Origin of the sequence: Mycobacterium sp. TY815 (genome assembly GCF_030755135.1) — a bacterium.
In the GTDB taxonomy this organism is placed as follows: domain Bacteria; phylum Actinomycetota; class Actinomycetes; order Mycobacteriales; family Mycobacteriaceae; genus Mycobacterium.
This window is the reverse complement of sequence record NZ_JAUFRX010000004.1, coordinates 127,704-149,172: the sequence shown is the minus strand read 5'-3', so window position 1 is coordinate 149,172 and position 21,469 is coordinate 127,704. Positions and strand designations below refer to the sequence as shown.

General features: G+C 62.2%; 23 protein-coding genes and 1 pseudogene. 14 read left to right on the top strand and 10 right to left on the bottom strand.

What is annotated here, in order from left to right; all coding sequences use genetic code 11:
- Positions 1-24 precede the first annotated feature (24 nt).
- Positions 25-1,677, top strand: coding sequence for a PPE family protein (locus QXK92_RS30665; protein ID WP_055576978.1), 1,653 nt, complete (start codon positions 25-27; stop codon positions 1,675-1,677).
- Between the two features lie 31 nt (positions 1,678-1,708).
- On the opposite strand, the gene QXK92_RS30660 is transcribed toward QXK92_RS30665, so the two are convergent.
- Both QXK92_RS30660 and QXK92_RS34215 read right to left on the bottom strand, forming a co-directional pair.
- On the bottom strand, positions 1,709-2,089 hold the full coding sequence (locus QXK92_RS30660; protein WP_231752362.1) for a hypothetical protein: 381 nt from the start codon (positions 2,087-2,089) through the stop codon (positions 1,709-1,711).
- A 55-nt stretch (positions 2,090-2,144) separates the two neighbouring features.
- Positions 2,145-2,291 (bottom strand): annotated as a pseudogene (locus QXK92_RS34215) (alcohol dehydrogenase catalytic domain-containing protein); the annotation flags it as partial.
- Positions 2,292-2,660: 369 nt separating this feature from the next.
- Between QXK92_RS34215 and QXK92_RS30655 the strand changes: the two are divergent.
- Positions 2,661-2,831 (top strand): hypothetical protein, encoded by a 171-nt coding sequence (locus tag QXK92_RS30655; RefSeq protein ID WP_156781265.1) that lies wholly within the window; start codon positions 2,661-2,663, stop codon positions 2,829-2,831.
- Between the two features lie 24 nt (positions 2,832-2,855).
- Here the strand turns inward: QXK92_RS30655 and QXK92_RS30650 are convergent, their stop codons facing one another.
- Positions 2,856-4,043: a cytochrome P450 gene (locus tag QXK92_RS30650; RefSeq protein ID WP_055576972.1), complete on the bottom strand. Its 1,188-nt coding sequence runs from the start codon at positions 4,041-4,043 to the stop codon at positions 2,856-2,858.
- An 81-nt stretch (positions 4,044-4,124) separates the two neighbouring features.
- Here QXK92_RS30650 and QXK92_RS30645 point away from each other — a divergent pair, with 81 nt between their 5' ends.
- A complete protein-coding gene (locus tag QXK92_RS30645; RefSeq protein WP_232007890.1) occupies positions 4,125-4,700 on the top strand; it encodes a TetR/AcrR family transcriptional regulator in 576 nt (191 codons plus the stop codon).
- Between the two features lie 256 nt (positions 4,701-4,956).
- Here QXK92_RS30645 and QXK92_RS30640 read toward each other — a convergent pair whose 3' ends face one another.
- Complete coding sequence (locus tag QXK92_RS30640; protein ID WP_231752364.1) at positions 4,957-5,247, bottom strand: IS110 family transposase; 291 nt, start codon at positions 5,245-5,247, stop codon at positions 4,957-4,959.
- Positions 5,248-5,500: 253 nt separating this feature from the next.
- Complete coding sequence (locus QXK92_RS30635; RefSeq protein WP_055576974.1) at positions 5,501-5,968, bottom strand: hypothetical protein; 468 nt, start codon at positions 5,966-5,968, stop codon at positions 5,501-5,503.
- Positions 5,969-7,141: 1,173 nt separating this feature from the next.
- On the opposite strand from QXK92_RS30635, the gene QXK92_RS30630 reads away from it, so the two are divergent.
- The 6 genes from QXK92_RS30630 to QXK92_RS30605 all read left to right on the top strand — a co-directional run bounded on the left by QXK92_RS30630 (position 7,142) and on the right by QXK92_RS30605 (position 12,200).
- Positions 7,142-7,519 carry an STAS domain-containing protein gene (locus tag QXK92_RS30630; RefSeq protein WP_063892821.1) on the top strand — a complete coding sequence of 126 codons (378 nt, stop codon included), beginning with the start codon at positions 7,142-7,144 and terminating at the stop codon, positions 7,517-7,519.
- Positions 7,520-8,221: 702 nt separating this feature from the next.
- Positions 8,222-8,893 carry a hypothetical protein gene (locus QXK92_RS30625; protein WP_156452356.1) on the top strand — a complete coding sequence of 224 codons (672 nt, stop codon included), beginning with the start codon at positions 8,222-8,224 and terminating at the stop codon, positions 8,891-8,893.
- An 804-nt stretch (positions 8,894-9,697) separates the two neighbouring features.
- On the top strand, positions 9,698-10,408 hold the full coding sequence (locus QXK92_RS30620) for a hypothetical protein (RefSeq protein ID WP_055576976.1): 711 nt from the start codon (positions 9,698-9,700) through the stop codon (positions 10,406-10,408).
- A 101-nt stretch (positions 10,409-10,509) separates the two neighbouring features.
- Complete coding sequence (locus QXK92_RS30615) at positions 10,510-11,136, top strand: RES domain-containing protein (RefSeq protein ID WP_156452357.1); 627 nt, start codon at positions 10,510-10,512, stop codon at positions 11,134-11,136.
- Positions 11,137-11,673: 537 nt separating this feature from the next.
- Positions 11,674-11,901: a ribbon-helix-helix protein, CopG family gene (locus QXK92_RS30610; protein ID WP_055580842.1), complete on the top strand. Its 228-nt coding sequence runs from the start codon at positions 11,674-11,676 to the stop codon at positions 11,899-11,901.
- Positions 11,898-12,200, top strand: coding sequence for a hypothetical protein (locus QXK92_RS30605; RefSeq protein ID WP_055580841.1), 303 nt, complete (start codon positions 11,898-11,900; stop codon positions 12,198-12,200). Before QXK92_RS30610 ends, QXK92_RS30605 begins: the two co-directional genes overlap by 4 nt.
- A gap of 671 nt (positions 12,201-12,871) precedes the next feature.
- Here QXK92_RS30605 and QXK92_RS30600 read toward each other — a convergent pair.
- Positions 12,872-13,495, bottom strand: a complete 624-nt coding sequence (locus QXK92_RS30600; protein ID WP_033719519.1) for an isochorismatase family protein — start codon at positions 13,493-13,495, stop codon at positions 12,872-12,874.
- Between the two features lie 368 nt (positions 13,496-13,863).
- Positions 13,864-14,583 carry an SDR family NAD(P)-dependent oxidoreductase gene (locus QXK92_RS30595; RefSeq protein WP_306248374.1) on the bottom strand — a complete coding sequence of 240 codons (720 nt, stop codon included), beginning with the start codon at positions 14,581-14,583 and terminating at the stop codon, positions 13,864-13,866.
- A 58-nt stretch (positions 14,584-14,641) separates the two neighbouring features.
- Between QXK92_RS30595 and QXK92_RS30590 the strand changes: the two genes are divergently transcribed.
- From QXK92_RS30590 to QXK92_RS30570, 5 genes are all read left to right on the top strand, one after another.
- Positions 14,642-15,220 (top strand): MarR family winged helix-turn-helix transcriptional regulator, encoded by a 579-nt coding sequence (locus tag QXK92_RS30590; protein ID WP_306248218.1) that lies wholly within the window; start codon positions 14,642-14,644, stop codon positions 15,218-15,220.
- Between the two features lie 250 nt (positions 15,221-15,470).
- A complete protein-coding gene (locus QXK92_RS30585) occupies positions 15,471-16,004 on the top strand; it encodes a LysR family substrate-binding domain-containing protein (RefSeq protein ID WP_306248217.1) in 534 nt (177 codons plus the stop codon).
- Between the two features lie 274 nt (positions 16,005-16,278).
- The gene (locus QXK92_RS30580) at positions 16,279-17,613 is read left to right on the top strand and encodes a cytochrome P450 (protein WP_306248215.1); all 1,335 of its coding nucleotides are present in this window, start codon (positions 16,279-16,281) and stop codon (positions 17,611-17,613) included.
- A gap of 136 nt (positions 17,614-17,749) precedes the next feature.
- The gene (locus QXK92_RS30575) at positions 17,750-18,529 is read left to right on the top strand and encodes an enoyl-CoA hydratase/isomerase family protein (RefSeq protein ID WP_033719513.1); all 780 of its coding nucleotides are present in this window, start codon (positions 17,750-17,752) and stop codon (positions 18,527-18,529) included.
- Positions 18,523-19,551 (top strand): MBL fold metallo-hydrolase, encoded by a 1,029-nt coding sequence (locus tag QXK92_RS30570; protein ID WP_306248212.1) that lies wholly within the window; start codon positions 18,523-18,525, stop codon positions 19,549-19,551. Before QXK92_RS30575 ends, QXK92_RS30570 begins: the two co-directional genes overlap by 7 nt.
- Positions 19,552-19,593: 42 nt before the next feature.
- Here the strand turns inward: QXK92_RS30570 and QXK92_RS30565 are convergent, their stop codons facing one another.
- The 3 genes from QXK92_RS30565 to QXK92_RS30555 all read right to left on the bottom strand — a co-directional run bounded on the left by QXK92_RS30565 (position 19,594) and on the right by QXK92_RS30555 (position 21,274).
- The gene (locus QXK92_RS30565) at positions 19,594-19,836 is read right to left on the bottom strand and encodes an anti-sigma factor (protein ID WP_236724443.1); all 243 of its coding nucleotides are present in this window, start codon (positions 19,834-19,836) and stop codon (positions 19,594-19,596) included.
- Positions 19,833-20,456, bottom strand: coding sequence for an RNA polymerase sigma factor (locus QXK92_RS30560; protein ID WP_084270468.1), 624 nt, complete (start codon positions 20,454-20,456; stop codon positions 19,833-19,835). Before QXK92_RS30560 ends, QXK92_RS30565 begins: the two co-directional genes overlap by 4 nt.
- A gap of 287 nt (positions 20,457-20,743) precedes the next feature.
- Positions 20,744-21,274, bottom strand: a complete 531-nt coding sequence (locus tag QXK92_RS30555) for a hypothetical protein (protein ID WP_142277974.1) — start codon at positions 21,272-21,274, stop codon at positions 20,744-20,746.
- Positions 21,275-21,469: the final 195 nt, after the last annotated feature.

The window sequence follows — 21,469 nt, the reverse complement described above, 5'->3', positions numbered from 1 at the left end:
GTTCACTTTTCCTTGGAGATCACCATGACCAATTTTGCTGTGTTGCCGCCGGAGATCAATTCGTGGCGGATGTTTGCCGGTGCCGGTTCCGCGCCGATGCTGCAGGCCGCGGTGGCCTGGGAGGGGCTGTCCGCGGAGTTGGAGTCGGCCGCCCACGCGTTTACCGCGGTGACCGCGGGGTTGACGGGCCAGGCGTGGCAGGGGTCGGCGGCGGCGGCGATGGCGGCCGCCGCGGCACCCTATCAGCGGTTCTTGAGCGCAGCCACGGCTCAGGCGGCCGCGGCGGCCGGACAAGCCAAGTCTGTCGCTTCGGCGTTCGAGGCGGCCCGCGCGGCGACCATTCCTCCGGCGGCGGTGGCGGCCAACCGAAACGCGTTCGTGCAGTTGGTGATGACGAACCTGTTCGGCCAGAACGCGCCCGCGATCGCGGCGGCGGAAGGCATCTATGAGCAGATGTGGACCCAAGACGTGGCCGCCATGCTCGGATACCATTCGGGGGCCTCGGCGGCGGCGGCCCAGCTGGTCTCGCTGCCCAGCAATCTGCAGCAGCTGCTGCAGGGCCTGCCCAGCCTGGGCGTGGGCAATAAGGGCAACGCCAACGTCGGCAGCGGCAACACGGGCAGCGGCAACGTCGGGGAAGGGAACCGAGGCAGTTCCAATCTGGGCGGCGGCAATATCGGCAACGACAACATCGGCAACGGCAACCTGGGCAACGGCAACGTCGGCATTGGGAACTTTCGCAACGGCAACATCGGCCTAGGAAACATCGGCAGAATCGCCACCAGCGCGGACCCGGGCCACAACATCGGCATGGGCAACCGCGGCAACAACAACATCGGCTTCGGAAACAACGGCGAAGCCAATACCGGCGGCGGGAACGTCGGCAATGCGAACATCGGCGGTGGCAATACCGGTAACAACAATTTCGGTTTCGGCAACACCGGCAACAACAACATCGGCATCGGCCTCACCGGCAACAATCAGGTGGGCATCAACCTGGCCGGTCTGCTGAATTCGGGCTCCGGCAACATCGGCATCGGCAACTCCGGCACCAATAACATCGGCTTCTTCAATTCGGGTGATCACAACGTCGGCATTTTCAACACCGGCATCAACCCCCTGCAGCCAGGCCAGCTGAACAGCATCGGTTTCGGCAACTCGGGCTACGGCAACATCGGCATCGGAAACGCCGGTTTGCTGAACACCGGCATCGGCAACGCGGGAATATTGAACACCGGCTTCGGCAACTCGGGCAGCGAGAACACCGGCTTCGGCAACGCAGGCTCATACAACACCGGCTTCTGGAATTCCGGTGACACCAACACCGGCAGCGGGAATTCGGGGAACGTCAACACCGGTTCGTGGCATTCGGGCAACGTCAACACCGGCTTCGGCGCAACCACCAACACCGGCCTGGTCAATTCCGGCTTCGGCAACGCGGGAAGCTCCATTTCCGGGTTCGGTAACGCCGCCGTCGGCAGCAACGCAGCGAACATTTCCGGCTTCGGCAACACCGCCAGCGGCCACCCGTTGGCCAACGGCCGCCTGTCCGGCTTCGGGAACACCGGCATACCAGGCCCCCTCAGCTCCGCCACCACCAGCGGATTAGGCTCGGGCTTTTTCAATGTGGGCACCGGCCTGTCCGGATTGTTCAGCATCCGTCGACAATTGCCGTGACGTCAGCACGGGGCTCATTATCAAGGGCGATTCATGATGTGCCGGATTCGGTCGCAGACGTAGATGCGACCGTGTTGCTCACCGCTCGACTCACGTATCGGGGTTGGATCTGCTGTTCTACCGGTCCTTGATCTCCGGTGTTGACGACGGCCAACGCATCCCGCGAACAGTGCGAGGCTGCAACCTCGTCGGCCGACACCAGCAGGGAGGCGTCGATGAGCCCGCCGACGCCTGACTGGTCACCGCTCACCAGTAGGTAATCCGAACAACCCGTAACTTTCAAGCCTGACATTGAGGAATTCGTTGCCACAGGCCGCGCTTTCGCCGCGCGATGGATGGGCTGGTAGGCGGTCATGTATGGGAAAATCACGCTGACAAGCACGGCCGGATCCACATCGTCTGGCACCTTCACCGCCAAGGACTCTGCGACACAGACCACTCGGCGTAGCCACCCCAAACCACTCGCGCGGCGACACGGTCACCCCGGGCACCAGCGTCGAGCATCGCGAACCGACCTGCTCCACAACACCAACGAACTCATACCCAGGGGTAAAGGGCGGCTTGGGACGACCTGGATAGGTTCCGGCTCGAAGCAGCGTGTCCGTGAAGGACACGCCCGCGGACAACACGAGGCCACTCACTTGGTGTCACGTCGAACCACGTCGGCTGCAGATAGTGGCAGCCCGCAAACTTGGTCGGGACCCAGGACGTGTTCGTCCTCCTCGATGACGCTGAGGACCTCTGGCCCTCCGTAGCGTGATACCACTACCCGATTCATCTGCGAACTTTAACTCGAGGCACGAAGTGCGCCTCGCCTCCATTGATAATCTCCACGGAACCGAACTCGCTGGCGCCGCAACGTCGCCGTGGGGGAGCTTTTCCTCAATCTCCGTTGGGGACTCGGCGCCCGTAGCCGCAAATCCAGGCCTGAAGCCGCCGCCGCAGTGCCCCGCCACGGAAGCGTCGCCTCGAAGAAGAGTGCGATGACCCAAGCCACCTCGGCAGGTGGCCTCCTGACCGAGCAGTCCTGCGCGGTTGTTGGGCGGGCTCGGGTGCCTACGGCTGAACCCTGGGAGCGTCCGGTGACCACGGTCGATGAGCGCAGTGTCGCCATTCGCCATAACGGCATCTTCGAAGAAGCTGGCCGAGATTGAGCAGGGGAGTTAGGACGGGTTGGTTCACCACGAGACCGGTAGGTCGACAAGCCCGCCGGCGAGCACGTCGCTACGCGCGGTAAGCATCGCGGGATCCACCGTCAGGTGCATGGCAGGAAACTGCGGAAAGAGCTGGGTGAAAACCGTCTTTAGCTCCATACGTGCTAACGGCGCCCCGATGCAGTACCGCGCGCCGTATCCGAAGGTGAGGTGGGTGGCGTCCCGCCGGGAGATACCCAGACGGTCCGGCTCGGCGAACACCGTCGGGTCGTGGTTAGCCGATTCGATGTCAAGCAGGACCAAGTCTCCGGAATGGATTGCAACACCATTGATGTCGAAGTCGGTGCGCGCATACCGCGGAATGCCGACGACGCCGCCGCCGAAGGCGGCTGCCCGCAATAGCTCTTCGACTGCGATCGGAATAACCGTAGGGTCAGCCAGCATCGCCTGCCGTTGATTGGGATTGGTCAGCAGCAGCAATGCCCCGTATCCGATGGCGACTACCGTGGTCTCGTGCCCGGCGAATAGCAGGAACATCGACAACGTGGCGGCCTCCTCGTCGGAGACGCCGTCAGTTGCACACAAACGGGATATGATGTCGTCGCCGGGGTGGGCGCGTTTGTGCTCGACCAATTTCATGCTATAGCTGAACAATTCGGCCAGGCCATGCTCGGAGCGGGAGTGATCGCGCACATTGGCCGCGTCCTGAGTCCACCCACGAAACTGGTCACGATCGGAGTACGGCACACCAAGGAGCTCGCAAATGACCAGAATCGGCAGCGGCACAGCCAATTTCGCGTACAGGTCGGCCGGCGGACCCTCTTCCGCGAGTTCGTTCAGCAGTCCGCTGGTAAGCGCTTCGACCCTCGGTTGCAGGGTCCGCAAATGCTTGGGCGAGAAGTGCGGCTGCAGTAGGCCACGCATCCGGGCGTGGTCGGCCTCCTCGGTGTTGAAGTTGCCTAACGGGCCGCCGAACAATGCCGATTCCCCGATGCGCGCGGCGGTGTTGGGCTCAGGATGCCCGCGACCCAGTCGGTGGTCGTCAAGCAAACGCCGTACCGCTGCATAGCCAGTGACCAGCCACGCATCATCGCCCACGGGCGTGCGGACCGGGTGAATCGTGGCCTGCGACTGCAACGCGCGCAGTTCAGGCGAGGCTTGGAGCGGATGCGCCCGCGTCAATGGCAGCTGAATTGGTGTGGTCACGGGCATCCTCTAAGGAAAGAAACTCTTGTATAAGATGCCTTAGACAAGGCTAGTTGTAAAGTAACCCGTAAACAAGAGGGGGTTGTGGTGAGTGTCAGCCGAGCCGAGCCGACTCGACGGCTGCCGCGCGAGCGGCGCCGCGAACAGATCCTCGACGCCGCAACCCGCGCCTTTGCCCGGGCAGGCTTTGCTGACACCGGACTTGATGCCGTTGCCGCAGAAGCCGGTGTCACCCCGGTGATCCTGTATCGGCACTTCGCCTCGAAGGCTGACCTCTATCGTGAAGTGCTCGACTACGGTTACCGCCGGCTCCGCGAGGCCACCGGGGCGGACGAATTCGATGATGGCAGCATCCCCGCGCTAGTACGTGCAGCCGCTGCTGATCCGGAGGCCTTCCGACTGCTGTTTCGCTATGCTGCCCGCGAACCCGAATTCTGTGACGTAATAGAACGAGCTCTGGACAACGGGACTGAGATCACGCGCCGCTACCTTGCGGGCATTGCCGACGAGCGGTGGCGGAGCTGGGCAGCGCACCTATTACCTACCGTCACAATGGACGCCGTGATCGCCTGGCTTGACGCCGGCCGGCCCGACCCCGATCAGGCCGCCGCGCGCATCCGTCGTATCGTCGACGCCGTAATCCATGCCGCCCAACCCCGCTGATCTGGCAATAGCACACTGACGACGACCACATTCGCAAGCCGTTATCGGACGCGGTGACGCAGCCAGTTTGCGCTGTCAACACAACATCGTCGGCACAATCCCGGCCAGAGCGGCAGGTGCACACAGTCTGGTTGGAAGGGAGAGACCCGTCTGCCTGGCCTGCGTCGGGCAAAGACCAAGGGTATAAGCCGATGGTTGAAAGTGTGTCCTGCCAAGCTGCGACTCCGGTGTTGGGCCCAGGCGTTCAGCTCACCGATCACACGACATCGCGATCGGTCACCGGGTGTCCGTATCCGGCCAGCACCAGCTCGGTGATCGCCTCCAAGTCGATCACGTCAGCCTTGACCCGCCGTCGGCCCTGCACGCGACGCTGCTCGGCGACCTGAGCGGGATTGAGCTCCAACACTTCCCAGCCGTCCGGCCACCGATGGTCGAGCACCGGGCGGTGGTAGTGGCCGGCGGCTTCCACGCCAACCTTCACCCGACCTGCCGGCGGCACCACAGCCGTGGCCCGCGCCGCCGCTGCGGTCAGACCCAACCCGGTCATCGCGAACTCGACGGACCGACCAGCCGATGACGCGTCGCGTCGGTCATCGAAAACAATGCCGAAGTCTTGCCGACATCAACGGCCACGACGATCGTGGACGACGTGACTGGAGCTGCATGCACAGACACAACAACACCTCCGGGGCGTGTCACGAGGTCAACGTGCGTCAACACGCGGACCCCGGAAGGAATCAGTTACAGATCCCTTCCTGACACCTCCGGAGGCATTTTGAGAAGGACCAAGCCGATCTATATCAGCCGACTTTGGTCAGGGAAAATAATTGATGGTGGTCAACGATGTAGCAGTTCGGTGGGACGTGTGGGATGTCCACCTTAGTGTAGGGCGTGAAGTGCACTTCCCCGTTGAGCGTAACAGGGTCCCACCACTGGACTACGCTCACCGGATGGTATCCGCCATCGAATAAAAAGTCGCCCATCACATATAACGGACACTTCAGACCATCGGGGATAGTCCGCGAATTGACGTATTGGCCATCTTTTAGTGGAGCGTCGAAACTCGACCCCAGCGCAGTCGTCACGTGCGCGATGCAGTCCGGATTGCATGTCGTACTGACAGTCCACGTCCCCGTACCGCCGTCGTCGTCGGCGTAGAGATAGACACCGTCCATCGCCGGAGGTTCCGCCTTGGCCTGCGGTGCGGCCGCGCCAAGCCCCACTCCGAACAACACCGCAATCGCTGCGGGCGGAGGCCACATTCTCATGCGTGTTTCCGTTCTCTTGTCTTACCGCTATCAATGGCGAGGTTCATGTCCCTGCTGGTCATCAGTGTGACCCCCACTTGGCCACTGCGGGACTTCTGACGAACGTGCGTCTGCCGCGGATCACCGGATGAGCACATCTTGTCGGAGTGCCAAAACTTTAATTGAGGGGACGGTGAATTTAAGCGAGCCTCTCAATGCTGGCGCTGTCCCACGTGGATTATCGTAATAGTGCAAGAGGGCAAGCATATTTAGACGCACCATTTTCTTGATCGGATTTGTCAACAACGGTATGCCCGGCACACCCAATGTTTAGAACTCGTGCACCGGCCATTAACTGTCCTAGGGGGCACTTGCAGCGTCATCTGCCTTCCGGCTGTGTCAGGTCGATAAGCGGTGTAGTTCAGAATGGTCATCATCCCGGCTTCCAGGTGCTAGCCGTGATGACCGAGGATCCTGGGTTATCGGCGATCAGCACAGCAGTGAGTTTCTGGTTGGGCAGCACGATGACGGCGACTTTGCGCAATAATTGGAGGGTAGCAGCGCGCCCTGTGCCGTGCTGACGACAGGCGGCCATGGAACATCGCTTTCGTCCGTGCCGACAAGTACCCCATACCCCCTGAGGGTACGGGCAGGTGGCGCGTGTGACAAGGAGCGGGAAGGTTACGAAAGGCCGTCGAACACCTTTCTGGTGCATGGCACGCTGTGCCCGGGGGACCTTCGGCGCCGGCAGGCCACCCGACCCCTGTGTTGGTCCAAAGTTGAAGGCTCGCGGTTCACCGCTTGGCGCACTTTCCTCGCAGTAACTGCCCGCATTTTGACTGACCGCCTGCTCGGTGGCCTCGGGTCAAGCCGTCACCGCAGAGCAACCCATGTCGGTTGTGGGGCGAGATTGGCCACATATGGTACCGTCCGGGGGTATGGGGTATACGCGACCGTCGGCCGATGCCCGATGTACCGGCCGGGCACACCTAACTGGACGGGCCTCCGCGCTGATCGCTGCTACGCGCCAATTGGGGGACACCCTTCCGCTATCATCGCGCGCCGAGCAAGAGGCGTCATCCACATCAGATTTCGCGCAGACGCACATCGAACGCTCAACGACACTGACGAGTTCCGGCGGCAGCCAGCAGCCTTAAGGCACGCCGATACCAGCCAGCGGGGTCACAGGATACGGTGAATTCCTCTCACGGACTTCGTCTTTTAGAATCATATGACGGAGCAGTTCTCGTGCTGTCGGCATCGGGAGTTATTGACCTCGCGACCACGCCACACTTTGCTCACCGCGTCAACGAGGTTCTCAAACAACGGCCCGCCGCGCTCATCATCGATTTGTCCCACGTCGAATTCATGAGTGCGGTGGGCATCGACGTGCTTGTCCAGGCTCACCACGCCACCGACACTACGGCTTATGCAGTGGTCGCTGACGGCCCGGCCACAGCTAGACCGCTGCGGCTGACCGGCCTTCACACCGTCATCGCGATCTATCCGAGCGTGGCCGAGGCCCGCAAAGGCTTAAGGACAGCACCGCCACCCAGCGCAGAGCCACCATGAAGGGCCGGGCGTTGGCGCTCATCCACACTGACCATGCCTCGGTCACTGTCGGTCAGGACGACGCTAGCAAACGCACCGAAAAGGGGTTTTCCCCCGGCGGCACTGACCGCCTGAACCATCACCCCGAAGAATCACACGACGACGTACACCACGTCCTTGGACACTTGACCTCCGCCGAAATCTGCACGGCACGGATCTGGAGACCGCGGAGTACGAAGAGTGGCACTGGTACCGGTTCTTTCGTCTCCGCCGTCGTTTCGAGAGTTGGGCGGCCCAGCGCGGCCCGGGGTGGTTCCGCGGAAAAGCCGGTCGGCCAAGGCGGCTAGGTGAGTGGCGACCATATTCGATGCGGGCACTTCAGCCCGGTCAGAGCCCACGCACGTCGGGCGCTTTTCCTCAGCGTGGCCGACGCCGTTCGCCGTGGTGGTGCTTCGGACCCTTGTGAGACGTGTGCGGCGCACGATTTCAAACGTGCTCGGGCAAGTCTGGTGCCATATGCTGCCCAACCCGACAGTGCCCGGCTGCGGCTGGATTTGCTATTGCTGCCGCGTTGGTGTCGCTGGGGCCGGATCGCCCGCAGATCGCCCTTCGTCAGGCCGAACCCACCACAATGACACGAGTTGGGTCACAGGCGCTTTCGCCAAAACTTTGTCGGCGCTGGTGGCTACGGTAGTGACTGCCGGGATGAAGCAGGAGCCGTCGATGTTCGATGATGAGGTGAATTACCCCACCGCCGTGGCAAGCTATGACGACGGCGGTGTGGCTGAAGCCATCCGCTGGTGCACGTCTCACATGGAGAAGGGCGACACCCTCACTGTCTGGACCAAGCTGAAGTCCAACCTGCGCAACTGCGACATGTTGAACCGACTGGTCATCCGCCACTCCGACGTCGAGCACGTGACCGGCAGAGGAGGCGCATACGTGCGTGGCCACGGCCCGGTGCTGATGGCCTGGCCAGGCATGGACGACATCGGCGAACTGGTCCGATTCAGCAATCACATGATCCGGGGGTTGTGTGTGATCACTTGGAACGCCAACCGGATTCGGCCGTGGGTAACGCAGATGCGACCGGATATCCTCGGCAACGGTTCGGAGTGGGAGGACCTCACGCCGAAGCTAGACCCCGTGGTGATCGAGGCGATGAACAGTCTCACGTTAACGGTCAACCACAACAACACAATCGCGGCTGGCTACGAGAAGGACGACGTCGTGAGTGTGCTCCTCGAACTCCACGATGCCGGCATCCCAATGGACGGCGACGCGATGCGCAGGGATGGGCGCTTGCCCACGGTTGGTCCGGGAAGAACCCGGCATTGCTGGCCAAGTACGTCGAGGACGTCAACGGCGGCAAACGCCCCCGGTGTAACCGAGTGATCCGTTCCGACTACATCGACCACCTGAGGGCGCGGGTGGCCGGAGGCGTCAATGACGACGAGGAATGATCGTGGCCGTCACGTCTGCCCCACAACTTCCGTCGAGTGAGGAATATAGCGGATGCGAATACGGCGGGTTATCAGTAGAACGTAGAACGAGCCCTTATTCCCTATCCTGTTGCAGCGCAGATTATTTCACAGCCCGAGTCAATCGCCGAAAACTTGATCAGCCCGTATGCTCAAGCCAGGGGCCAAGAGCCCGGAAGTGGCGCCGACGAAGGTCGACTCAGACCTCCACCCATAGGCCGCGTCGTACTGCCCAACCGGCGGTTCACCGTCGCAAGGTCATGGTTCGACTACTCGAGAGCGCCAACTTGCAGGACCTCGATCTCTTGGATGCATCCGGCAACCGCGGCCCAACTAGCAAAATGCCAGAGAATTCGACCGATGTTGATACCGCCGATCCGATCAAGGTCGCGATATTCTCTAACATGTTTCGCCGCAGTGCATTTCGCAATTGTCTACACTGGCGATAACTTGCGCAATTCGTACTCATGAAGGGCTTTTCACCGCAGTCGATTGGAGCGAGTGAAAGCGATTGATTCAACAGATGAATCAGGCTTAGCGCTCTGACGCCAATGACGGTGTCGCTTGTCCACGCAAAGATCGACGCCTGAGGCTCAGCGGTCGGCACGATCACCCGCGATGGAACACCGTCCCAACCGTGGGCGTCCGCCGTGCCGTGTGCGTCGATTTGGGTTTGTAGCGAACTGACGCCGATCGCAGCAAGTGCTACGATTGCTACATGATGTCGGACTATGTTATCGCCGAGGTGGACGATGGACTGGAGGTCCGTGGCGTTACCCGAGGGGAGCTCACCGAGGCGCTTCAGCTCCTCAATTTCTTCGGAGGAACCGAGGGCCCACACGAGGCATTCGCCCTGCTACAACTACGCAACGCGCTCGTGCATGACCCGCAGGGCGGTGCACACATCCGCGAGTTCATTGAGGTGTTCAAGGCTATTCGCACGCTGCAAGCCGAGCATGTGGAAGCGTCGCGCGAAGAGCTGCTTCGCGTGCTGATGGGCCATGGCGTTAGTCTGACGCCCGCCGCGACCCTGTCGCAGTCGAAGCGTTTGGCCGCCCACCGCAACGCGCTGCTCGCGACGCCTTTCCACACCTACAAATCGCTGAGTGAGCAGCGCAATTCGTCGGAGTCCAACACCAGAACGTGGGTGGCGCGACGTCGACAAGCGCATCAACTATTCACCGTTGACCATGGCGGCAGGACCTTGATACCGGCGTTTCAATTCGATGAGCACGGCAAGCTGCGCGCCGAGTTGGCGCCGATCCTGGCAGCACTTGCCAATGGGGGAGTGCGGGACTGGTCCTTGTGGACGTGGCTTACCAGCCCGACGAGTTTTCTCTCCGGCGAGGTACCAGAGCGCACCGCAACGACTGATCCAGCGCGTGCGCTGCGCGCAGCCCAGCGCTTCGCCGCGGGTGCGGCCGCCTAGAACACCGGCTCGACGTGACCGCTACGCCTCCGCCCCAGGATCTGGTGTGCCCCCACCCGGCGGGCTGTGGTGTAGTCGCGACGTTGCCCACATTGAATGCAGTGCCCCTCGAAAAAGGCCGCATGCTCTACCGCGTGTACGACGGTAAGTGGGGATATGACGAATTCAATGCAGGCTGGGGCGACACCCGCTTTGCCCCGATCGACGACCCCATCACCGGAAAGCGGTTGTCGAACATGTATGTGGGTGAATCGCCTACCGGGGTCCTGCTCGAGTCGGTCTTTCACGATGTCCACCAGTTGGGCAGCATGATCGCCTACGACGCCCATCTGCACGAGAAGCTGTTGGCGCACATCGAGTTGCCGGTCGATGCTGCGCTGGGCGACCTTCGCGATCCGGAGCTGACGCGGCTAAACCTCAAGCGCAGCCAAGTGATCTCGAGTCCGGCCGAGCACTATGCATGCACCCGGCGCCTGGCGATCGCAGCTCTTGCACAGAAACATGATCCGCCGCTTCAGGGACTGATCTGGCATTCTCGTCAAGCCGAGTTGATCAACAAGCCGCCCGAAGAAGTAATCGTCCTGTTTGGGGAAAGGTACCCGCCGAAGCGGGGTTCCTGGCAGCGGTCCGGACCCGGCTCGCAAAACCTCTACGAAGGGCCAGGGCGACTACTCGTCGAAGAGATCGCCGAAGAATTGCGTGCGCTGATTGAGACGGATAAGGCGTAGGCGCAGTCGTGGCCGGAAGGTAGCAACTTTATCCACGACGGCGATGTGGGCAAAAGTTCGTTGACACCGGCAGGCAGGCGCATTGTCAAGACCGAATTTTGGGCGCCAGTGGGGTCGTGATGTGTAGGTCTAGCTTTCGCGCTGGCAGTCAAGTTTGACGTTGGGCATGGTTGGTCGACCAGGCAGGATGCCTGGCGTTCGACGCGATAAACAGTGCACCGGGAAAGCGGTGGGCCGTCGTGGTCCGGCAGGCTGATGAGTCGCCGTGAGCGGCAGGTTTTCTTGTGCGCCGTGATGACGGCCCAGGTAAGACCAATCACCGACATTTAGTGTTGAGCGCGGGTCGCGGGGCGGGCCGCTCAAGTCGTTCGGAGCGAGGCGGCGAGCGGCGTCCAGCGATCGGCGACCGTGCGCCTGTGCCGTGCACGTGGATCGGATGCCGGAGGGTGATGCTTGCATTGGAGAACAGAACTGAGGAATGCAGGCGACGGTTGGACCAAGCAGGACGCTTATCCTCCTTAAGGTAGGATAATAAGTATGACAAAGGCGAAGGTGTCGGTGACGATAGATCAGGCTGTGCTTGCGGCGGCCGATGCGGATGCCCAGGCGGTCGGCTTGAATCGTTCCGAGATGATCGAGCGGGCCCTGCACCACGAGCATCTCCGGATCTCGCTGGACCACTACACCGCGCACACCGTTCCGGCGTTGGATATCGACGCCTACGCGCAGACGGTCTACCAGGCCAACCGGGCCGCAGGCCTTTGATCACCCCCGGCGACGTCAGGCCGCGCCGCGACACCGGACACGAGCTGTATGTTGTCGTACTCTCCAACGCGATACACCTCGCCGCTGCAACCGGGCGCGTGATCACCTGCCCGTTCATTCCCGGTGAAATCCCCAGTGGCACAATGGCGATGATTGTATCTGTGCAGCAACCCAAGGGCGTTGTCCTGCCCGAGCTAGTTCAGTGGCTTCCCGCGGTAGCGCTCGACGAATCCATCGGCAACATCGGCGCAGCAGCCCTCGCCGACACGACGGCAACCATCGCGGCCCTCGTTTCCTGATTCAGCGCAAAGACCGACCCGGTGTCGCCGTCACCGCCTTGAGAATGCCGGATATGGACCACGGTCGGAATATCTCACCGCTCACGACGTCATCAGGACCGCGACGAAGGCGCCCGAGGGCGACGATCTCGTAGTTGCCGTTCTCGCCGCGGCAGCCGATTCCGGCATAGAAGTCGACGAGGCTTATTTGGCGCCGCGTGCTCGAATTGGAACCGCTCGACCTGTCCGACGTGCGCGAACATCTTGCCCTATAGCTCGCCAACGACCGTCAGGTCAGCTTGCCGGCAACGGGATGGTGGTCGGGTGCGGACAGCCTGTTCGGCCGTCTGGTTGAGGTGAACGGCGGTGTCGCCGCCGTCGCGAAAAAGCTCGGCGTGAATGCCAAGCACCTTGCCTGGGTTGCGGATTGGAGCCGTCGACTTCGGGCAGTCTAGCCCGTATGGGGAGGCTGGGGCCGCACGGCATGTGAACGTGGGTTTACGACCGGTGGTAGCAAAGGTGAACACGGCAGCGACTGTTATCCATGCATAACTGATCCCGCCGCTGTAAATCGCACCGTCCAGCATCTCTAGGTCGAAGAGCCTGGGTGTCGTGGTGGGCGCAGGGGAGTCCATAACTGAGGACATGTGTTCATCCGTCCGTTTCGTTGTGTGGTTATTTCTGTGGCGGTTTCAGTCGCGCGCGGCGAGCTGATGAGTGATAAACCCGAAGTTGGGTACGCGTCGTGCATACAGGTCCGCGAGCGGGGCGGCGAACTCGCCGCCCCAGTCGCTCAGAATTTCGGCGATCACCATGTTTGCGTTGGCGATCTTCACTCCGGCTTGACTCATCCGCAACATTGCTGCAGACAGCGCGTGGTGGTTGAGCGTGCCCGAGGCATCCATGACGGCATATACGTCATAGCCGTCACTAACGGCCCCGAGTGCCGGGAATGTCAGGCACACGTCGGCCGTCACACCGGCCATGACGAGTTTGGTTCGGCCGGTGATACGTACAGCCTCGACAAAAGCGGGATCCTGCCAGGCGTTGATTTTCAGCCGGTCGATGACGGGCGCGGTTGGCAGGGCGGCAAGCAATTCCGGGAACAGCGGACCATTAGCTCCGTCTGGGTTGCTGGTCGTCAAGATGACCGGTAGCCGAAATGCGGCCGCCGATTCCGCCAACCACAGCGTCTGATTCTTCAGTTGTAGCGCTTCGACATCGGTCAAACCGAAATTCATTGTGCCGACTTGGTGGTCGATCAGGAGCAGCGCGCAATTGTCGGCCGTCAGGGTCTCGAAGAAACGCTCAATCATCTGCTGCCCTCATCGTTGGTGCGGGGCACGCCCAGTTGATCGCCGACGAGCGCCGGCAGGGTGTTCATGGACGAGCAACCCCCTCTCTGCGGTGCAGTTCCGTCCGCGTGTGCAACGGACCTCGTGTACCCCAGCGTGTCAGGGTGCGGGGCTCCGCCGCCATCCCGAAAGAGTTGGGCCGCGCGGTGATCGATTGGGTGAAGGGCACTCTGTCCGAAAGTACTGAAACGCGCGACGACGGACGGCGCTCGCAAGCGTGTTTGCCGCGCCCCCGAGGTCAGCGCGCCGTCCGATCTGAGCACACAGCAACCGCGTTCGTTTCCGATCAACGCCGAGGGATAAACCATCGCGACTAGGGGCATTGTGCTTCAGCGACTCGGCCATTCGCCACCGTTGACTGCAATGGTCTGACCGGTGATTTGGCGTGCGCCGGGTGACGCCAGGAACGCGACAGTTGCTGCGATGTCAGCGGGCTTGCTGGCGCGCCGAGTCATCGCAGCATTTACCAAGGTCTCTCGGCGTTCGTCATCTAGGACGTCGCGGAAGAACTCGGTATCCGCAACGTACCCCGGCGAAACGATGTTTGCCGTGATCCCGCGATCGCCCACCGAGCGCGCCAAATCCACATTCCATGAGGCCACCGCGGCTTTCGCCGCCCCGTACGACCCTGCACCCTTATCGGCTGCAATGGATCCGATGGTGATGATCGACGACTCGGCGGCCATCGCTGGTAACAGCGCAGCGGTCATCAACACCGCAGTAGTGACATTGGCGTCCATGTTTGAACGCCACGCTGCGGCGATGTCGACCAGTCGCTTCGGCGACGGCCGATCGAAATCGGTGTTACCTCCGGCATTGTTTACGAGCACGTCGACTGCCCCTAACTCTGCTGAAACCAGCTCAACCCGTTTTGCATCCAGTCCATCAACGACCAGTGCGCGGACCGAACCCGGCAGTTCACGCGCCGTCGATTCCAGAAGCCGACCCCGCCGCCCGGTGATGACGACCTCATCCCCACCGGCGGCGAACACAGCAGCAACGGCCCGCCCGATTCCGCTGCCACCACCAGTAACGACCACTTTGCGCATTGCAGGACCTCCTCGTAATCTAACGTTTAGACCTAAACCAAGGTACCAGGAGGCGAGAGTGGCCGCGCGCAACCCCAACGAGACCATAGATGCCATCGTTGCTGCCTGGCGACGCGAGTTGCCCTCAGTATCAACCGATTCCATCGGTATCGTGACTCGCCTGTGGCAGATCGCCAAGCTGCTCGGAGACGATCGCGCACGGCTTGTCCGGTCCCTCGGTGCGGACACCGCCACGCTCGATCTGTTATCTACGTTGCGCCGTAGCGGTCACCCGTATCGCATGACGACACGAGCGTTGGCCGACGCGTCTCTCATCACCGCGGGAGCGATCACCCAACGCGTCGAACGGGCTGTCGCACAGGGTCTTGTGACCCGCACTAGCCGCGAGAACTCACGGGTGGTCGACGTCGAGCTGACCCTAGCCGGCTGCGAGATCACCGACAATCTCGTCACTGCCGTGCTGACCCACGAGAACGAGCTTCTCGACGGGATCGAACCTGGCGAGCGTCAACGGCTTGCAAACACCTTGTCGACACTGCTGTCACACCTCGCTCAAACCCTCGATGATCGCCGACGGATCGGACACGTCGGACACGAAGATAGTGAACTGGGCATTACGTCCGCCGTTGACTCCTAGCATGATCTGAGGTCTTTCCTCACATAGTCATGTCTGTTGGTTTGAGTTTGAGGGGGTGAGCTCGTTCCTAGCCGATCCAGCCGCCGTGGACCTCGACAAAGATCCCGCTGGTGAAGCAGGCGGCGGGAGAGGCTCAGATGGCGCCAGGGGCGACGGTGTCGACTCTGATGCCGCGGCCCCAGGTTGAGCGCAAGGGCTTTGGCGAAGGCGTCGATTGCTCCTCTGTTTGCTGCGTAGTCGATGACGTTGGTTGCGCCGTAGACACCGCGACATAGTCGCATCTGGCCTTCAGCGCACCGACGCCGCCTTCGTCTGGCTCCCTCTACCCCGGCCGGAGTCCTATCAGTGGCTGCAGGTGGCCACCGAACTCCGCATGGTCGCCCTGCCCCCCAAGCACCGCCTCGCCGACCGCGACACCATTGCCTTCACCGACCTGCTCGACGAGGCCTTCATCGCCCTGCCGCCCTCAAGTGGAGTATTGCGCGATTACTGGCTGGCTCTCGACGCCCGCGACGGGCGTCCCGTGCGCATCGGCGCCGAAGCCGCCAGCACTGACGAAACCGTCGAAGCACTCAACGCTGGGCTGGGCGTGTGCCTACTTGCCGCTGGCAATGTCCCACTGATCGACCGCGACGGCGTCGTCATCCGCCCCGTCACCGGACTGAGCGCGAGTCAGCTCGTGCTCGCCTGGCGCCGCAACGATGACAGACCCCTACTGCAGGCTTTACGCCGGGCGCTAGCAGAAGCGAATCTGGCAACCCGGGACCCTCTGTCCCACCAGTAGAGACTCGGAGAAGCCAAATCCGTTGTCAGTGGCGCGCTTACAGGTGCCGGTTATGGTCGGGAGGAACGAGAGCCGGCGATCGCCGTGCGGCTGCTGGGTAGCGGTTGTGCCAGTGCGGCCGCGACCGCACTGCAGTTGTTGACCGTGCGTTCGGCGGCCACGCGCAGCTGACGTCAAGTCCAACGCCCGACACCCGGTCTTGCACCGTAATGTACCCGCCGGTACGATCTGGATCGGTGTGGTACTATGATGTACCACGGATGGGACGGCGAGTATGCGCGACGTGGTGCCAGTCGCACGGGTTCGGCACATTACGGCCACGGCGAAGTTGCCGCCCGCGCTCCCATGGCCCAAGTTGTTAGCGGGAATCGGCTTTTCGATATCGCGTCCTTGGACGCTCCGCCAGGGGGTGCGCCGCTGCGGCAACGTTTTTACTCTTGATATTCCCGTGTTTGGCAACACCGTTGTGGTAGCCGACCCGCTGCTCGCCAAACAGGTGTTCGCGGCGAGCACCGACGATCTCGTTAATATTCAGCCGAACCTGAGTCGAGTGCTAGGGCCAGGATCGGTGTTCGCCCTTGACCGCCAGCAGCACCGCGACCGCCGCAAACTCCTGACACCACCGTTTCACGGCAGGAGCATCAAAAGCTACCAGCGGATCATCGAGGAAGAGACGCTGCGAGAAGCGTCGCGCTGGCCGATCGGACAGGAGTTCCGAACACTGGAGCCGATGAACCGGCTCACCCTGAACGTGATTTTGCGCGCCGTATTCGGAGCCCAAGGCACCGAATTCGAAGAACTGCGGCGGCTCGTTCCTGGATGGGTCACGCGGGCCTCCCGGCTGGTGCTATTGCCGCGGCCGTCGAGCGGTTTGGCCCGCTACGGCCCGTGGGGGCGCCTGGCGCTAGCACGGCGCCAGCTTGACGAAATCATCTATCGATTGATTGAGAAAGCCAGAGCTGCAACAGATCTCGGCGAACGCAGCGACATCCTTGCATTGCTGTTGCGCAGCCGCTGCGACGACGGCTCAGCGATGTCTGACGCGGAGATCTGCGACGAGTTGCTCACGTTAGTGGGCGCGGGCCATGAGACAACGGCCTCGACGCTGGCCTGGGCCTTTGAGCGGCTGCGCCGACACCCGGCAATCGCCACAGCATTGGCTGCCGAAGCCGCCGGCGAGGGCAATCAGCTGCGGCAGGCAACAATTTGTGAGGTACAGCGTGCGCGCACGGTCATCGATATGGCGGGTCGGCGTGTGGTGACTGCGATGTTCGAACTTGGCCAATGGCGCGTGCCGCAAGATTATTCGATCCTGATCAGTATCGCCTCGCTGCATGGGAACACCCGTGCTTTCTGTGAGCCTGACCGATTCGACCCCGACCGTTTCATCGGCGATCGTCCGTTGAACTTTGCCTGGTTGCCGTTTGGCGGTGGAACCCGACGCTGCGTCGGCGCAACATTCGCCAACTTCGAGATGGATGTCGTGTTGCGAACGGTGTTGCGCCACTTCATTCTCGACGCGACGACCGACCCGGGCGAGAAAATGCACTCGCGCGGCGTCGCGTACACACCGAAAGACGGCGGGCGCATCGTGCTGCAGCGCCGCTGATGTGCGGAACCGGCACGGCGTTACGCGGGATAGAGCAGATCTATCGCGCCCACACCCCCGCAAGAGCCGCGCTCGGGCAACGGCGGCCGTGACATGGTGCCAGCAGTGAAAATCCGAATGACCGCAAGGAAACAGGATGAGTTGGGATATCCGGCGCAGAGATCGCGTCGCGGTGGTGACGATGACAACCAATCTCGTCAACGCGCAGAACCGCGCGTTCTTCGCCGACTTACACGAGGCCTTCGACACTCTGGAACGCGACCACGCTAGCTCGCCGGTGGTGCTCACCGGTAGCGGTACGCGGTTCTCCGCAGGTCTGGATTTGGGGGAGCACTTCCCGCTGTTCGCAGGTGATCGCGCGCCCGTCGCGTCGTGGTTCGAGCAATATCGAGCCACGAACATGCGCGTGTTTACCTATCCACGCCCGGTGGTGGCGGCGCTCAACGGGCACGCCTTCGCGGGCGGCTTGATCACGGCGGCCGTATGCGATTACCGGGTCGCCATCAGCGAGGGTGCACGATTTGGTCTCAACGAGGTGCCGATCGGAATCCCCATGCCGGCAGTATACGTCCGAATGCTTACTCACGCGTGGGGCGAGCCAGTGGCGTCACGTACCAGCCTGCTTGGCGAAACCTTCTCTCCTGCAGAAGCTTACGCGCTGGGGATGGTTGATGAGTTGGTGCCGGCCCACGCGTTGCTTGATCGCGCCGTCGAAGTGGCTGAACGAACTCCCGAGGACTGTCTCGAGCAGTACGCCTTCACCAAGCGGGCCTGTCAGGCCGCTGCGCTGCGTGACATCACCGAACTCGCTGATTCACTCGATGAAGACCTTCCCGACTACATGACCGCCGCGCCGGCCCGTCGGGCGCATCGGCGCTACTGGCAGCAACTCAAAGGCCGTCCCCCGTCATGGTAAGTCGCGCCGCTCAGTCGACGCTGCCACCCTGGACGATTTGGCAACGCCGGCCGTTCCCCGACACCAACCTGCTGTTGATCGCCGGTCGTGAGCCGGCGCTGGTCGACAGTGGCTTTATCGGCCACGCCAAGCAGACGGTCGCCTGGGCCAGTGCGCACGGTCGGCGCACTCGATGGGTCGTCAACACCCACTGGCATTCAGATCATGTCGGTGCGAACGCGCTGCTTCAGGCGATGGGAGCGGCGATCGCCGCCAGCACTCCCGACGCTGATGCGCTCGCCCGACGCGACCCGGGATGCTGCCAGGCGGAATACCTCGACCAGCCGGTCAGCCCCTACGTCGTTGACATGTCCTTGGAGGACAACGCAATCCTCAGGCTTGGCGACTGCGACTGGCAAGTCATCCGCACGCCTGGGCATACGCCGGGGCACCTGTGTCTGTGGCAGCCCGACGAGCGGCTCCTGGTAACCGGTGACGCGCTCTCTGATTACGACGTTGGCTGGGTTAATCTGGCGTTGGACGGACCCGATGCAGCCGAAACCGCTCTCACCTCACTGCATCGCATGACTGATCTGCGTCCGCGGGTGCTGCTGCCAGCGCACGGGCCGATTCCGTCCGACGCGAGCGCCGCCCTAGCCGCAGCGCGCCGCCGAGCCCAGCGCCTCATCGACGATCCCGAAAACGCGGTGTGGTACGGTGCTCGCCGAATCTTCGCGTTCGCGTTGATGATTCACGACGGGATCGCGGTCAACGCGGTCGAGTCTTATCTGCATAAACGGTTGTGGCTGGTTGATGCGGCGCGCCTCTTGCGGACCACGCCGGAAGCCTTCGCAGCCGAGCTGATCGAGGCCATGCTGGCAAGCTCTGCCATCGTCTGCCGCAACGGTCTCCTGTACGCCGCCGCCGAATACACCCCGGTCGAGATGCTGCCGGTGAGCGTGCCCTTTCCCCGCTCTTGGCCGCCGAGAGGCGAGCTCTACCGCGAAGCCGTGCCAGCCAAGTTGAAAGATCAAGCAGACTAACGTATCTCAGCGTGTGTTCGGGTGTGCTGGGCGAGGAATCATTCAGTCGCGCAGTCCGCGCATTGCCGCCAGGAGCCTATCGCGGAAATCTGGGTCCAATTCCTCCTCGGTGATGCGGCCTAGCGCGCCCACCGTCGCCCGAAATTGCTCAAGATAATGTCGACAACCCTCGCAGTCGCCCAGGTGCGCATCAAAGCGGGCGCGGCGTCGAGCGTCGAGCTCGTCGTCGAGATATTTAGAGACAAGCTCGACAAGCTCATTGCAGTTCATAGGCTGGTGCGTCATGGTTGTCCTACAAGATAGTCCTCAAGGCGCTGCCGAACGACCGCCCGCCCACGATGCAGCAGCACGCGCTGATTGGCAAGGCTGATGTCCAGGAGTTGACAGACCTCATCGGAGTCGAAGCCCAGCACATCGCGTAGTGCGACTACCAGCTTTTGTCGCTGCGGGAGTTCACTGAGCCCCTCATTGACCACCTGCAGCAACTCGCCGCCGAGCACCGAACCCTCAGGCGTGAGGGGAAACGGCGATGGATGCTCTTTCCAGTGCCCCGGAGTCGCATCCTCCGGGCCTTCAAAGCGCGCCGGGTCAACCGTGTGTGCTCGCTCCGACTTCTCGCTTTCGCGGCTTTCCGCCACGCCGCGTCGTTTGGCGAGATTGACCAAAATGGAATACAGCCAGGTCCGCAACGCCGATCGACCCTCGAAGCGGTCAATCCCTTTGAGCACGGCAATCCATGTCTCTTGAACGACGTCTTCGGCGACCTCGCGACTGGGAACATATGATTGCGCGATTCGTAACATCGGGCCGGTGTGCTGGTCCACCAGCCTGGTGAACGCCCAGTGCTCGCGGCGACGCAGCGCGTCGAGCAGTTCGGTGTCGTCGGTGGCCTGTCTTGCCGTCATGGCCAATGACCTCCGCTGCCGGTCGTGAATCGGTGACGGGTGTCGAAAGACATCCCAATGTGTACTGGACAGTACAGCATCAGGCGGTGTGTGACGGGCCCTGGCATGAGCGCGCTTCGGTAGATACCAAAAGGCGGTGCCACACGATGGGTAACCGCTGACGAGATCTGTGGGACTGTTTGTGGCCGTGTACCGGCAGCTGCTGAGCCACGCCGCGTGTCGGAGCCATCGCCATGGCATCTCCGTCGGCAGGACAAGCGGTTTACGTTGCCTTGAGGGTCGACGAGTCAATTCCGGACCTGCGGGGTGAAGATCGCTTTCCGGGATCGGATGAGACCCGCAAGCATCAGCGCGACATAGCTGTAGGGCATGACGATGATCGGTTGCCCAGTGGCGGCAAAGAATCGGGTGGCGGCGAATGCGTCGTGAAGCCCGATCCACAGCAAGCAGAAGGCCAGGAACCACCAGGCCCACCGCTGGCCGGCGCGCAGCCCGAACCGTGCGACCACGCTGACCGCGACGGCCGCGGCCGCGACGTTGACACCGCCAACCGATCCCGTCAATTCGGCCCACTGCTGAGCGCCGTTTCCTGCGGCCGCAAGTCTGTTGAAGGTAAAACCCAAGCTGCTCAGGCCGGTCGGCCACGGAGCATCAGGGCGTGCCACGCCGAGCTGCGTGGTCACAAAAGTGATCAATCCCGCGGTGAACGGGATGGCGCCGGCGGCGAAATTCAAACGCCAACCGGGCACCACCTGTGCGCTGTGTGACGTCGTCGCATCAACGGGACTGTGGTCAATGAAATCGCGGGGCTGGGACACGGACGCTCCTTAAGTGTTCGGTGTTCTCTTCGTTGAGTGCACCGCAGTACGCGATGCGTTACACGTCCCATCCGCCGGACAGATCCTGCTCGCATGAGCTGGCTCCGTACGAGGTTGGTCATGTCTTCTAAGTGCGGCAGCGTAGGGATGACGGTCAGCGGTGACGAACTGGGAGCCAGCCAACCGTGACCGCGA